Annotated in this window: 13 protein-coding genes; 7 read left to right on the top strand and 6 right to left on the bottom strand. The window is 48.6% G+C overall.

What is annotated here, in order from left to right:
- Positions 1-5: 5 nt before the first annotated feature.
- On the top strand, positions 6-476 hold the full coding sequence (locus IEV19_RS09625) for an Lrp/AsnC ligand binding domain-containing protein (protein ID WP_188370438.1): 471 nt from the start codon (positions 6-8) through the stop codon (positions 474-476).
- A 51-nt stretch (positions 477-527) separates the two neighbouring features.
- Here the strand turns inward: IEV19_RS09625 and IEV19_RS09620 are convergent, their stop codons facing one another.
- The 3 genes from IEV19_RS09620 to leuS all read right to left on the bottom strand — a co-directional run bounded on the left by IEV19_RS09620 (position 528) and on the right by leuS (position 5,441).
- Complete coding sequence (locus tag IEV19_RS09620) at positions 528-1,223, bottom strand: zinc metallopeptidase (protein ID WP_188370437.1); 696 nt, start codon at positions 1,221-1,223, stop codon at positions 528-530.
- A gap of 91 nt (positions 1,224-1,314) precedes the next feature.
- Positions 1,315-2,415, bottom strand: coding sequence for an alanine dehydrogenase (ald, locus tag IEV19_RS09615; RefSeq protein WP_188370436.1), 1,101 nt, complete (start codon positions 2,413-2,415; stop codon positions 1,315-1,317).
- Between the two features lie 191 nt (positions 2,416-2,606).
- A complete protein-coding gene (leuS, locus tag IEV19_RS09610) occupies positions 2,607-5,441 on the bottom strand; it encodes a leucine--tRNA ligase (protein WP_188370770.1) in 2,835 nt (944 codons plus the stop codon).
- Positions 5,442-5,577: 136 nt separating this feature from the next.
- On the opposite strand from leuS, the gene IEV19_RS09605 reads away from it, so the two are divergent.
- The 6 genes from IEV19_RS09605 to IEV19_RS09580 all read left to right on the top strand — a co-directional run bounded on the left by IEV19_RS09605 (position 5,578) and on the right by IEV19_RS09580 (position 11,008).
- Positions 5,578-7,458 (top strand): T9SS type B sorting domain-containing protein, encoded by a 1,881-nt coding sequence (locus IEV19_RS09605; RefSeq protein WP_188370435.1) that lies wholly within the window; start codon positions 5,578-5,580, stop codon positions 7,456-7,458.
- Between the two features lie 81 nt (positions 7,459-7,539).
- A complete protein-coding gene (locus IEV19_RS09600; protein WP_188370434.1) occupies positions 7,540-8,418 on the top strand; it encodes a cell division protein FtsX in 879 nt (292 codons plus the stop codon).
- A gap of 10 nt (positions 8,419-8,428) precedes the next feature.
- Entirely contained in the window at positions 8,429-8,692 is a 264-nt protein-coding gene (locus IEV19_RS09595) for a DUF3098 domain-containing protein (protein ID WP_188370433.1), read from the top strand.
- Positions 8,693-9,487, top strand: a complete 795-nt coding sequence (locus IEV19_RS09590; protein WP_188370432.1) for an undecaprenyl-diphosphate phosphatase — start codon at positions 8,693-8,695, stop codon at positions 9,485-9,487.
- A 13-nt stretch (positions 9,488-9,500) separates the two neighbouring features.
- Positions 9,501-10,208: a tRNA pseudouridine(55) synthase TruB gene (truB, locus tag IEV19_RS09585; RefSeq protein ID WP_188370431.1), complete on the top strand. Its 708-nt coding sequence runs from the start codon at positions 9,501-9,503 to the stop codon at positions 10,206-10,208.
- A gap of 41 nt (positions 10,209-10,249) precedes the next feature.
- Positions 10,250-11,008: an energy transducer TonB gene (locus IEV19_RS09580; protein WP_229732527.1), complete on the top strand. Its 759-nt coding sequence runs from the start codon at positions 10,250-10,252 to the stop codon at positions 11,006-11,008.
- Here the strand turns inward: IEV19_RS09580 and IEV19_RS09575 are convergent.
- The 3 genes from IEV19_RS09575 to IEV19_RS09565 all read right to left on the bottom strand — a co-directional run bounded on the left by IEV19_RS09575 (position 10,973) and on the right by IEV19_RS09565 (position 14,460).
- The gene (locus tag IEV19_RS09575) at positions 10,973-11,611 is read right to left on the bottom strand and encodes a thioredoxin family protein (protein WP_188370430.1); all 639 of its coding nucleotides are present in this window, start codon (positions 11,609-11,611) and stop codon (positions 10,973-10,975) included. The genes IEV19_RS09580 and IEV19_RS09575 overlap by 36 nt on opposite strands.
- A 90-nt stretch (positions 11,612-11,701) precedes the next feature.
- A complete protein-coding gene (locus IEV19_RS09570) occupies positions 11,702-13,105 on the bottom strand; it encodes a TolC family protein (protein ID WP_188370429.1) in 1,404 nt (467 codons plus the stop codon).
- A 2-nt stretch (positions 13,106-13,107) separates the two neighbouring features.
- Positions 13,108-14,460, bottom strand: coding sequence for an HlyD family secretion protein (locus tag IEV19_RS09565; RefSeq protein WP_188370428.1), 1,353 nt, complete (start codon positions 14,458-14,460; stop codon positions 13,108-13,110).
- Positions 14,461-14,463 lie beyond the last annotated feature (3 nt).

The raw sequence follows: 14,463 nt of genomic DNA, 5'->3' as shown, positions 1-14,463 counted from the left end.
AAAATATGCCCGCTTCAAACGATAAGGTCAAAATAGACGGGATCGACAAAAAAATCCTTAGATATTTAATGGAGGATGCGAGGAAGCCCATCCTCGAGATAGCCAGGAATATAGGGATCTCAGGTGCCGCCATTCATCAGCGGCTGAGGAAACTGGAAAAATCCGGGCTTATTGCAGGTTCCAAGTTTATGATCAATCCAAAAATCCTCGGGTATACGACCATGGCCTACATTGGAATTTTTCTCGATAAGGCGATGAGCAACCCAACCGCGGTAAAAGCCCTTGAAAAGATTCCTGAAGTGCTGGAATGTCATTACACAACGGGGAACTGGTCTATCCTGATCAAAGTGTTGTGCAAGGACAACGAACATCTCATGTACGTGCTCAACAAACAAATTCAGCAGATCGAAGGAGTATCAAGGACTGAGACATTCATCTCCCTCAACCAGCAGATAGATCGCCAGATCACCATATAAAAACCCGGAAGAATAAATTCTCCCGGGTTTCTTTTTCTATTGCATTCTAGTTTAGTCCCTGCTTCCAAAAACCTGGAATCCCCAGTACACCAAAGTGGCAAGGGCACCGATGGCTGCAACCAGGTAGGTCCTCGCAGCCCATTTCAGGGCATCCTCAGAACCTTTGTACTCCTCCGGAGTTACCATATTTCTGCTCTTGAGCCAGGCCAGGGCACGGTTACTGGCATCGTACTCCACCGGAAGGGTAATAAAGCTGAACAGGGTGGCCAGCCCCATCATAACGAGTCCGGCAACGGCGACATAAAATCCAAGTCCGGACCCGGAAGCTGCCCCCAATACAATTCCTCCCAGTACAACCCAGGTAGACAGACCCGAGGTCACACTGACCACCGGGACGAGTCTTGAACGCATCGTCAACCATTCATAGGCCTTGGCGTGTTGTACAGCATGCCCGCACTCGTGGGCTGCCACGGCTGCCGCAGCGGCATTTCTCTGGCTGTATACTCCCTCACTGAGATTGACCGTTTTGTTGACAGGATTGTAGTGGTCTGTCAGCATTCCGGCGGTAGAGATCACTTTCACATCCCTTATGCCATGGTCTGACAGCATTTTCTCGGCGATCTCCGCCCCACTCATACCATTTCGCAAGTGTACCTTGGAATAGTGCTTGAATTTACTTTTGAGTTTACTGCTCACCAGCCAGCTCACCAGGGCTATGGCTCCCAACAGTATATAATAGATCATCATATGTTTCAAAATTTAGATTAAATGTACGAAGATCATAGCAAAAACCCCGCCAATTATAGCGGGGTCTGCTTTACTGACAAAATGTACATATCTAGGCAAAGGCAGGTTCCAAAGTAAAGGCCTCTGCGATCTCTTTATAGGCAATCTCACCTTCTATGATATTCAAGCCCTTATGCAGGGCAAGGCTTTCCTCGCAGGCCTTGTACCAGCCTTTGTTTGCAAGTTCCAGCACATAGGGCAGGGTCACATTGGTCAGCGCCATGGTTGAAGTGTAAGGCACGGCTCCGGGCATATTGGCCACTGAATAATGCACCACATCGTCAATGATATAGATGGGGTCTTCGTGTGTGGTGGGCCTGGTGGTTTCAACACACCCCCCCTGGTCTACGGCGACGTCTACGATGACCGTGCCCGGACGCATCGTCCTTAGCATGTCGCGGGTGATCAGATTGGGAGCTTTTGCCCCTTTGAGAAGTACGCCCCCAACGATGAGGTCATGGGTCTGAATGTGCTTTCTGATGTTGAATTCATTGGAGTATTCGGTAACTACATGGCTGGGCATCACATCATTGATATACCGTAGCCTTTTCATATTGATATCGAGAATAGTAACGTGTGCTCCCAGGCCGGCTGCCATTTTAGCAGCCTGTGTTCCTACTACCCCGGCGCCGAGGACCAGTACTTTTCCCGGGGCCACACCGGGGACTCCGCCCAGCAATACTCCTCTCCCTTTTTTGGGTTTCTCAAGGTATTTAGCTCCCTGCTGAATTGCCATCCTGCCGGCCACCTCAGACATGGGTGTCAAAAGAGGAAGGGTACCGTCGCTGTCTTCAACTGTCTCATAGGCGATGCAGATGGCACCGCTCTTCAGCATAGCCCTGGTCAGGGCTTCGCTGGACGCAAAGTGGAAATAGGTAAAGATCACCTGACCCTGCCTTACCAGGTCGTATTCCTGCTCGACAGGCTCCTTGACCTTCACGATCATGTCGCTGAGTTCGTAAACCTCACCAATGGACTGTAGGATGGCGGCACCCGCTTCTACATAATCCTCATCAAAAAATCCACTTCCTTCGCCGGCAGTGGATTGCACATAAACCTTGTGGTGGTTCTTCACCAGTTCAAAGACCCCTGCGGGGGTCATACCCACACGGCTTTCGTTGTTCTTGATCTCTTTAGGTACCCCGATTATCATAATAGAATTGTTTTGTTCGTTCCTCAAAAATGAAATTATATATCGTCTCGAGGAAAAAAAATCGATGAAATGCAGGGGTATGACTCCTAAAAAGTCATTTATTTTATATTATACCCCTATTTTTTAGGGGGTCTTCTCCAAAATATATATATTATTTTAAAGTAAATGTAAATATAAAGGGGGGAGTGAGTCTATACAACAATATTTACAATCTTCCCGGGAACGACAATTACCTTGCGTGCGGATTTACCTCCGAGTTGCGATTGGGTTTTTTCATCGCCCAGCACCCTTTTCTCTATCTCCTCTTTGCTCAGATCAAGCGGAAGGGTAAGGGTAAAACGCATCTTCCCGTTGAAGGAGATAGGGTATTCCTTCTGATCTTCCACGAGGAATTTCTCGTCGAATTCAGGGAATTCTGCATGGCTGACGGAAGTATTGTGACCGGCCTTCGACCAAAGTTCCTCAGCTATGTGCGGCGCATAAGGCGAGATCAGTACGATAAGAGGTTCCAGGATCCCACGCGCATGGCATTTCTGAGATGACAGTTCATTGACACAGATCATAAAAGTGGATACAGAGGTATTGAAGGAGAAGTCCTCTATGTCTTCCGTTACTTTTTTAATGGTCTTGTGGAGGGTTTTAAGTGCCTGTTGGTCAGGTTCATTCTCAGAGAGATAAAAAGACCCATGCTCCCCGGAATGATATAATCTCCACAACTTCTTGAGGAAGGCAAATACACCTGTAATCCCCGCCGTATTCCAGGGTTTGGATTGTTCCAGCGGACCAAGGAACATCTCGTAGAGTCTGAGAGCATCCGCTCCGTATTCTTCGCAAATGGCGTCCGGGTTAACTACATTATACTTGGATTTGGACATTTTTTCCACTTCCCTTCCCACCTGGAATACTCCTTTTTCCTTAACAAACTCTGCATCCTTGAATTCAGGACGCCATTCCCTGAAACCTTCTACATCGAGTTCATCCGAGGCGTTTACCAGAGACACATCGGCATGGATGGGATCTACCTTTTTGCCTTCTGTCAAGCCCCTGGACAGGAACCGGTTCGTCCCTTCTTCCCGGTATACAAAAGCGCTTGTCCCAAGGATCATTCCCTGATTGATCAGTTTCTTGGCGTATTCGTCCTTTACCACCCACCCTTTGTCGTACATGAACTTCTGCCAGAACCTCGAGTAGAGCAAATGCCCTGTGGCATGCTCTATCCCACCTATATACAGATCGACGTCCTGCCAGTACGAGATTGCTTCATTTGAGAAGATCGCCTCATCATTGAGGGGGTCCATATAGCGGTTAAAATACTGGGAGCTGCCCGCCCAGCCCGGCATGGTATTGAGTTCAAGAGGAAACACTTCCTTGTGATCGATCCGGTCATTGGAAACCACCTTGTTGGTTTTGGTATCCCAGGCCCAGTCGGTGGCATTCCCCAGCGGTGGTTCTCCGGTCTCTGTGGGAAGGTATTTCTCTACCTCAGGCAAAGTCAGCGGAAGGTGCTTTGCGTCTATCATTTTAGGTATCCCGTTCACGTAGTACACGGGGAAAGGTTCACCCCAGTATCGCTGCCTGCTGAATACGGCATCCCTCAGCCTGTAGTTCACCTTGCCTTTCCCGATCCCCTTCTCTTCCAGAGCCTTGATGATGGCAGCAGTGGCCTTCTTATAAGAGAGTCCGTTGAGAAAATCGGAGTTGGCAATAACCGTGTTTTCTTTGTCGGCAAACGCCTCTTCGGAAATATCCACCCCTTCGAATATATTCGGGATGGGGATGTTGAAATGCCTTGCAAAATCATAATCCCGCTGATCTCCGCAGGGGACGGACATAACAGCCCCTGTACCGTATCCCGCCAGGACGTAATCGCCTATCCACACAGGTACTTTTTCCCCACTGAAGGGGTGTTTTACATAGGCGCCTGTAAATACACCTGTAATGGTCTTGACATCTGCCATCCGGTCCCTTTCGGACCGTTTGGCGGAGGCCTCCACATATCTGTCTACCTCTGCTTTTTGCGCCTTGGTCGTGATCTTTTCTACCAGAGGGTGTTCAGGGGCAAGGGTCATAAAACTCACCCCGAAAAGCGTGTCAGGCCTGGTGGTGAAAACCTCGATAGGGTAAGAGGAGTTGTTCTCCTCCGTAGGTTCCGTATAAAAAGTGATGGAAGCTCCAACAGAACGACCGATCCAGTTTGTCTGTGCATCTTTCAGGGGCTGTGGCCAGTCGATAGTCTGAAGCCCATCCAGCAGTCGCTGGGCATAGGCGGTGATCCTCATGCTCCACTGGGTCATTTTTTTCCGAACCACGGGGTGACCCCCCCTCTCCGAGACCCCATTCACGATCTCGTCATTCGCAAGAACGGTCCCCAAGGCCGGGCACCAGTTCACTTCCGTATCGGCCAGGTAAGTGAGGCGATATTTTAAAAGGAAGCGCTCCCGCTCTTCTTCCTCCATGGCATTCCACTCACTTGCCGTGATCACAGGAGTATCATCGTCGCAGGCGGCCTTTATGTTTTTGTTACCTTCCTTGCTGAGCCTTTCGATTAGAACAGAGACATCCTCTGCCCTATCAGCCTCCTGGTCGTACCAGGAATTAAACAATTGGATAAAGATCCATTGCGTCCATTTGTAGTAGGCCGGGTCTGAGGTGCGCACCTCCCGGCTCCAGTCGAAAGAAAAACCCAGCTGGTCTAGCTGCTCCCGGTATCTTTTAATATTGGTTTCCGTAGTGATCGCCGGGTGCTGTCCTGTTTGAATCGCGTACTGTTCGGCAGGCAAACCAAAAGAATCATATCCCATGGGATGAAGGACATTGAACCCTTTGAGACGTTTAAATCGGGAATAGATATCGCTGGCGATATATCCCAGAGGGTGACCTACGTGCAACCCGGCACCAGAGGGATAGGGAAACATGTCAAGGACATAGAATTTTTCTTTTGCAGAGTTGTTCTCGGCTTTAAAGGTCTGGTTCTTGGCCCAGTATTCCTGCCATTTATCCTCAATCCTCCTGAAATCGTATTTCATCCTGATTCGTTCTCTAGCTATAGCGGCAAAAATAGGTGTAATCCCCGAAAGGGAAAAGCGCAGGACCACAACAATAATACGATTCCTCTCTTCGTTTCTGAACTGGAAGTTGAAATACGTATCTTCCTGATGGTACATGAAACAGTTCCGGCTCATATTAATCCTTGCCTTGTGTTGTATTCCCCATTTGGGGATAGCCCAGCTGGGATTTTGCCAGGGTAATTCTGGCTCTCCCATTTTTACTGAGGATTTTGGCACGGGAACCACCAACGGCCCGGCGTTACCTCCCGGGACCACTACCTACACCTATGTAAACGGGGCCCCGGATGACGGGAGCTATACGATTACGAGCAGTACTGCCGGTTATTTCGACTGGTTCAATATTCAGGACCATACCCCGGATGATGTCAGTGGAAAAGCGTTCATCGTGAATGCGAGTTTTACGCCGGGAGAATTTTATCGAAGGGCAATAACGGGACTATGTGAGAATACGTCCTATGAATTTTCGTCCTGGCTGTTAAATCTGCATCCTCGGACAGGGGTGGGATGTCCCAATAACGGAATTCCCATCAATGTAAAATTTGAGATTTGGGACAGTACGGATACGAATTTGCTGGCCTCGGGGGATACAGGCGACATCATGGATAAAATCGAGCCGGAATGGGAACAATATGCCCTGCTTTTCACCTCCCTTCCGGGTCAGACCTCCGTCATCCTCAAGATGATCAACAACAGCGGGGGAGGGTGCGGGAATGATCTGGCCATTGACGATATTGTTTTCAGATCCTGCGGTGATCTCGTAACGCTAACAGATACTCAAACCAGGACCTCAATAATCCAATGTGAGGATGATGGGCCTGTTCCCAGCCTTACCCTCACAGCTTCTCCGGATTTCAGTATTTTCGCCAGCCATTTTTATCAATGGCAGGAAAGTACCGATGGCTCGAGCTGGGCTGATATCCCCGGAGAGACCTCGGACACTTATACCACACCTGTGCTCACCACCGACCGGTATTACCGGGTGGTTGTTTCCGAGGATCTGATAAATATCTCCAACAACCTCTGTAATGTGAATTCAGAGGTTTTTGAGATCATATTTGTTCCAACCCCCAGACCCCCTTCCAATGTTGGGGACAGACAATTATGTGAGAATTTTGAATCCGCACAGCTGACCGTCAGGGTACCGCCGGGAGTCAGAGTCGATTGGTATGATGCCCCCGCAGGTGGAAATCTATTGGCATCCAACACCATCACCTATGAAACAGGAACCGCAGGTACCTACTATGCTGAGGCTGTATCGAACCAGGCTTATTGTCCCTCACCAAGCAGGACCGCTGTTACGCTAGAATTCTATCCCCTGCCCGAAGTGGCAGATGAGGACCTCACCTTCTGTGAAAATGAGGAGATTACCCTGGAAGCCGGTGTTTCCGGTGTCACCTACCTTTGGAACACAGGGGAGACTACCTCCTCGATCACGGTTTCTGATCCGGGGACCTATTCAGTTGAGGTAGAGGATCCCAGAGGGTGTTCCAATCTCAAAACGATCAGGTTAACACAAGTAGAAGGCCCTGTGATAAGCTCTATTGAATCTGAGAATGAAAATATTGCGATCAGCCTTGGCAACACCGGAACTTTTGCATATTCCCTCGATGGAATCAATTATCAGTTACAGCCTTTATTTGTGGACATTCCGGGTGGGTTATACACCATCTCAGTCAGAGCCAGTGAAGGATGTCCTCCTGTGCAAGAAGAATTTTTTCACCTGGCGGTGCCCAGGTTCTTCTCACCAAACGGGGATGGGATCAACGATTTTTTTGAAATCCCCGGAGTACAGGAGCTATCCGATTATGAGATCAGTGTGTTTGACAGGTATGGAAAATTGATCAAATCCACCTCAAGCGAACCACTGCGATGGGATGGAACCTACCAAAACAGGTTAATGCCATCCGGAGATTACTGGTATTCCGTAAGAATTGAAGATTTGTCAAAACAAGGTCATTTTTCCCTTGTGAGGTGAATGGAGGAACCTAAGCATTATTCTCTTTCCGTGTAAGTTGGTTGTCCATACTTTAGTATTTTTACAGCATTATATTTTTGTATGAGCACTTCCTTTGAGCGATATCAGAAGAGAAAACTGATTTCTTCCTACTTCTCCGTAGTTCTGAGCATCAGCCTGGTTCTATTCCTTCTCGGTGTCCTGGGGCTCCTTGTCCTGAATACCAAGAAACTGGCAGATCACTTCAAGGAGCAGATCACTCTTTCGGTCTTTTTAAAGGACAATGCCAAGCAGGTGGAAATTGACCAACTGCAAAAAAGCCTTGTCCTTGCACCTTATACAAAAAATGCCACCTATGTCTCCAAAGAAGAAGCCGCGGAACAGCACAGCGAGGAGATCGGCGAGAATTTTATCGAATTCCTGGGATACAACCCACTTAAGAATTCGATAGATGTTCAGCTCAACGCCGAGTTCGTCACCCCTGAGGAGATAGCCCAGATCGCGGAAGAACTTTCTGCGAAGGGTTATGTGGAAGAGGTCAGTTATGACAAACCACTGATCGCCCTGCTGACGGAAAACGTGAAGCGGGTCTCCTTTTGGATCCTTGTGGTATGCGGCATCTTTACCTTCATAGCGGTACTGCTTATCAATAGCTCGATCAGGTTGTCCATCTATTCAAAGCGATTTATCATCAAGACAATGCAAATGGTGGGAGCGACCAAATCCTTTATCCGATGGCCCTTTATCTGGACCAACGTGAAGCTCGGTATGCTCGGCGCCGTTCTCGCGCTTGTACTACTGGGGGGACTGCTCTACTATATGGACGTGAATTTTCCGGAACTGGAACTGCTGCAGGACACCTTGTTCCTCGGAGGCCTCTTCCTGGGGGTTTTTGTTCTCGGGGTGATCATCTCCCTGTTGAGTACCTTTTTTGCAACACAGCGATTCCTGAACCTGAGGACAGACGATTTATATTACTAACTTTGCGATCATGGGAAAAAAACCGAAAAAGGCTGGTGATACACCGCGCAAAGAATTCATCTTCCAGAAAAAGAACTATCTGTTCATGTTTGCTGGTATTGCATTGATTGCCCTGGGGTTTATTCTGATGAGTGGAGGAGGCAGTGACGACCCTCTCGTCTTCAGTACGGACATCTACAGTTTCAGGAGGATCAAACTCGCCCCAACCCTTGTCCTGATCGGCCTGGGGCTGGAGGTTTATGCCATCCTGTTGAATCCCCATAAGAAAGACTAATTGGAACTTATAGACGCCATCATCCTGGGTATCGTACAGGGTCTGACCGAATTTCTGCCGGTATCATCCAGCGGACATCTGGAACTGGGCAAAGCCATCCTGGGTGAGAATCAGTTGCCCCAGGACAGCCTCTTATTTACCGTTGTACTTCATTTTGCCACAGCCCTGAGTACCATCGTCGTGTTCAGAAAAGATGTCTTCGACATATTCAAAGGACTCTTTCAGTTTCAATGGAATGAAGAGACCCGGTTTTCTTCGAAGATCATCCTGTCTATGGTCCCGGCAGTTTTTATAGGGATCTTTTTTGAAAAAGAACTGGAAAGTCTCTTTGGGGATAATGTGATCCTTGTGGGTTTTATGCTGATCATCACGGCTCTTCTCCTCTACCTGGCAGACCGGGCCCGTGAAACGGAAAAAAGCGTAAATTTCCTGAATGCCTTTATTATTGGTATTTCACAAGCCATAGCGATCCTGCCCGGTATCTCCAGGAGCGGAGCGACCATTTCGACCTCCGTTTTATTGGGAATTGACAAAACCAGAGCAACCCGCTTTTCCTTTTTAATGGTAGTACCGCTGATCCTCGGGAAAATGACCCTTGATCTTTACCAGGGTGAGATCGATTTTCAGAGTGATCAGATCGTCCCGATCAGCGCGGGCTTCACGGCAGCCTTCCTCGCAGGGCTGGCGGCCTGCACCTGGATGATCCAATTGGTCCGGAAGAGCAAACTGCAGTACTTTGCCATCTACTGTTTCCTTGTAGGGCTGATATCAATCGCCGTCGGTTTCTGGAATTAACAGACTTTCAATCGTGAATTGGGGATCCTTATCAAAAGAAGATTATCTCAACGGACAGGTCATACTATTCGACAAACCCCTGGGCTGGTCCTCCTTCCAGGTGGTCAACTCCGCAAAATGGGCTCTCAGGAAGAAATTCGATCTGAAAAAGATCAAAGTTGGGCATGCGGGAACCCTGGATCCGCTTGCAACCGGCCTGCTGGTTGTTTGCACGGGGAAGTTTACCAAAAATATCCCCGGAATTCAGGACCAGAAAAAAGAGTACATGGGTACGATCACCCTGGGAGCCACCACCCCCTCATACGATCTGGAAACGGAGGTAGATCAAAGATTTTCAACTGATCATCTCACAAAGGATCAGGTACTACAAGCCACAAAGTCATTTACCGGAAAGATCTACCAGAAACCCCCTGTCTTTTCCGCCATAAAAAAAGAAGGCAAAAGGTTATATGAATACGCACGAAAAGGCAAAGAGGTGGAGGTAAATGCCAGGGAGATAGAGATCTATGAATTCGAGATCACCTCCGTAGAGATGCCGGAAGTTCATTTTCGGGTGGTGTGCGGTAAGGGCACTTATATTCGCTCCCTGGCGCATGATTTCGGCCAGAAACTCAACTCAGGTGGTCATCTTTCAGCCCTCAGAAGAACCAAAATAGGGTCTTTTTCCGTAGATAATGCTATAACGCCAGAGGTATTCAAAAAGCTGATAATTGCTGAATAGTCGGCACTTTATCGTAATTTAAGGCGTTATGAGAAGTGGTCATGGCTAAATTTCTCAAATACTTCGATTGGATCAAGGACCTGAGCAGGAACCAGCTTTCGTTCATAATCACCTTTTTTTCCTTGTCCATCATGGTCCTGCTGCTCTTTAATCTTCACCTGGGTGCTGAAGAGCAGGATGAGTATGTCATCGAATTGAGCCTGGCAGACGAAGAACTGGTGGAATTGCTTGAACAGGAGGAGAAGAAGGCCGAAGAGTTGGACAATCAGGACCTGGAGAAGACCAACCGCGCCATGAATGAGACGGCAAAACCCAGTATAGGTGCACCGGAACCCCTGAAAACCCTGGAGGAACTGCTGGAGGAACAGCAAATGAATGCAGATGACAGCCCTGACGACCTGTTGCAGGATGATGAAGCCTACAGGGCCTCTCTAAAGGAATTGGCCAAGATCCGGGAAGAACGCAAACAACAGTTAGGTGAGAAGGAGGCAGACAAAAAGGAGTACACCGATAACCTGATCAATAAAAGGACTAGGATCTCTTATTCCCTGGTAGATCGGACATCCTATGATCTTCCCCCGCCCATTTATACCTGCCTGGAAGGAGGGAAGGTAGTCATCAATATCAAGGTAGACCGATTGGGGTATGTAACGGAAGTGGATTTCAATGCGACGAGTTCCAGCACAGACAACGGCTGCCTTGTTGAGAATGCCCTGAAATACGCTGCACAGGCCCGGTTCAGTCCGGGTTCGAAACAGATTCAGCTAGGAACGATCACCTACCTCTTTCAAAGTAAGTAGTTCCACCAAGTCCAGGAGTACGTCCTTCCCTTTGTCCGCATTGAACCAATGCTGCAATTCCTCTTTAAATTCGGCTGTCAGAACACCGTGTTCTGCCTTGTAAGCAGCGGCGATCTCTGCTGCCTTTGTCGGTAACGGGCCCCATGTAGAGATAGCTTTGTAATCCTGATCCAAAACGACCAGCTTGGGAATGGACTGCTTCCCATCTGTGAGAAAGAGATCCATGACCTCCGGAGAATCGCTTCTCAGAATGATCCTGAGTGCTATATTTTCATTTTCCTCTGCGATTTTGTTCATCACAGGAAGGCTGGGAGCGGCGTCTCCGCACCAGCTTTCAGTGATTACCAGCCAGTAGACTTTCTGATCAAAATGCTTTATAATATCTAAATGGTCATCGGGGATCCTGAGCGTCTTGTCCCAGCGCTTCATCCTCCTGTCATTGAGAGTAGTGTAATTCTTATAAGCCTCTGATTGCTCCGGCCCCGTTGTTCCATTATTCTTTGCCAGTTCTGATACGAGTTCCCTGAATTCCCGGTAACTCATGGCCGAGTCAATTGCATCTTTCAACAGTTCCTGATGGTATTTCGGTTTTCTTACATCCATATCGATATTAGATCCGTTAGTGAATTTCCTGATCCCTACTCTGTAGTAAAAAGTCGTGCATCCTTACACCTGACCAATTGCGAATGCAGGTCAGATCCCTTCCGGGTTGATCGCCAGGCTTTGGAAGAGTTTGGCTTTGGCCTTAAAGAATTTGTTCTGCAATTCATTTTGTTTAAGGCGGGCATCTATCAGTTTGCTTTCCCTGCTGTTGATCAGGAAAAGGGAACTCTCCCCAAAACTGAATTTGCGCTCCTCCCCGTCTAGTAGGGTGCGGTAATTGTCAACGATATCGTATACCAGCCGGTTTTGCTCCTGGAAGGAATCCAGCTCATTATAGATCGCGACCACCTTGTTTACAATGGTGATGGAGGCGTTGGCGTATTCAAATTCTGCATCCCTCAACTTGTATTTGGCCAGCCTCAGCTCCCCCCTTTCTTTCCTGAGGAACAGAGGCAAACTGATGTTCAGGCCTCCTTTGTAGTTTTGATCCTCAAAGGAATTGAGGAACTCCGGTGTCTCGGTCAGAAAATTGTACTCCAGATCGATCTGGGGCAACAACTGATTGGTCTTCAATCGCTTGTCTATGGTGAGCTGGTCTATCTTGAGTCCCAGGGAAACGATCTTGGGATGGTTCTCCAGCGTAAAACTGTCCAGAGGACGTCCCATGATTTCCAGGGCCAGATCAATCTCCCCCTGAAGGGAGGTATCCGGAATTACCCCTTCCCTGAGCTCAACCGGGACATCGTTGGCCATCCAAAGGAAATTTGACAATTCCAATGCCTTATTCCTGAGGTTTACTTCTGCCTGGGTAAGACTCAGTGCCCTGTTCTGGAATGCGATCTTGGCCTCCACGGTATCGATGGCTGCAATATCCCCGGCGATAGCCCTCTCTCGGATCCCTTCAAAGCGGATTTGGGCATTCTGCAGGAAGTTGCGAAAGATCTCCCGGTCGTTATAGGCCTGTAACCAGTCGAAATAAGCCAAAGAGGCATTGTACAGGATTTCGTTGATCAGCAGGTCCCGGTCTGCCTTGGTTTGCTCCCGGAAGAATTTTGCCTTGCGAAGGGTAGCCATACGGTCATTTGCTAGGAATCCCCTTCCCAGGGAAAAGGATACCCCTGCACTGTACAGGCCGTCATCCGGCAAGGTCTCGTCGGAATTGAGAAAGTCCCCTTCGGCCTGTTCGAAGTTGCCTTTGAATTCTATCCCATACCATGTCGGAATCTTAAACGTGGCGTTGAGCCTGTCGTAGTATTCTGTACCCTTGAACTGCTTCCGGTCAAAATCAACTTCTACCTTGGGATCAAATCCACCCCTGGCCTTCATGAGGTTGGCTTCCCCGATCGCAATGACCAGTTCTGCCTGCCTTGCCACCGGATGGTACTTCTTGACATACCCCAGATACTCCCTGAAATTGAGCACAAGTGAGTCTCCTGCCTGTCCGAAGAGCGGAAAGGTAAATAAGAGGATGAGTATGGAGAGATACTTCTTCATTCCTATTTTTTGTCGCTTTGGGCCATGCCATTCTCGGGCTGGTAGTAGTTGGGCGGGAAGCCGTTCAGTTGTCTCCAGAGCTCGAACCAGATAGGTACATCCTCGAGCAGGGCCAGCGTATTGGCACCTGATCCCACCCGGATATCTGTCGGCCATGGATGGTCGTCCGGATCAGGAGCCAAAAGGACGCGGTACTTCCCGTTGCTGCTGATAAACGTTTCGATGGCGACCACCTGCCCCCCATAGGTTCCATAGGACACATTGGGCCAGCCACTGAATATGATTGCAGGCCAGCCATCGAACTGAATCCGTACCTTTTCGCCAATATGTATCAGGGGCAAATCTATTGGCTCCACGTAAGTTTCCACAGCCAGTGCATAATCAGAAGGCATTATCCCGACGAGCCTGTCTCCCTCTTTAAAAGTTTCCCCTATACCTCCCTGCAGTGCTTTGTTGATATACCCACTCTGAGGAGCGCGGATGTAGTACATCTGGCTTCGAATCTCGTAATTGGTGTACTCGTTCTCGAGTTTGGTCACCTGGGCCTCGGAATCGAATTGGTTCGACTGGGCTGTGAACATATCACTCTGGGCCTTGGAGATCTTGTCGGTGTATTCTGCCTTTATCCTGTTGATCTCCACATTGGCGTTTATGATCTCGTTCTTTGAGGCGAGGAGGGTATTCTCCTGGGAGATCAGCTTCGCCTGAGTCTCCTGGAGTTTAAGCCTTTTTTCCTCCACGTCGGTAATGGCCTTCAGCCCTTCGCTCTGCAGCTGTACCACCCGGTCATACTGCCTCTGAGCAATGGTAATATTCGTCTTGGCAGCCTCCAGGTCAATACTGTCGCTCTGGACTTTGAGTTTAGCCTGCAGCAGTTTGTTTCTCGCCTGCTCCAGTTTCAGGCTGCGTTCCTGCCCCAAGGCATTGATCTGTGCATTCAGGGCCTTTACCTTTTCCTGATAGGAGACCACCGCCTGGGATTTTGCCCGGATCTGATCTCCGGTTCTGTTGATGAGGTTGGGATCGAAATATTCATTCTTGATCTCAGAAATGAAGAGGATAGTATCGCCTTTCATGACAAAATCTCCTTCCCTAACAAACCATTTCTCGATCTTTCCGGGTATGGGCGACTGAATCGTCTGAGGCCGGTGCTCAGGATTTAAAGTGGTAAGGTATCCCTTCCCCTGTATGGTCTGTGTCCATGGCAGGAACAGTACGATCAATCCGATGAAAGAAAAAACCATCAGAAAACGGTTAAAATGCTTGTGGTCCCTCTCATGAAATACCTTCTGAGAAGACTTGTAAGGCATCAGGTCTACCTTTCTGTTGAGTCTATTTGGAGAAATATTGAGCATATC

The sequence above is a fragment of the Muriicola marianensis genome (assembly GCF_014638095.1).
In the GTDB taxonomy this organism is placed as follows: domain Bacteria; phylum Bacteroidota; class Bacteroidia; order Flavobacteriales; family Flavobacteriaceae; genus Muriicola; species Muriicola marianensis.
This window is presented reverse-complemented; position numbering and strand designations above follow the sequence as displayed.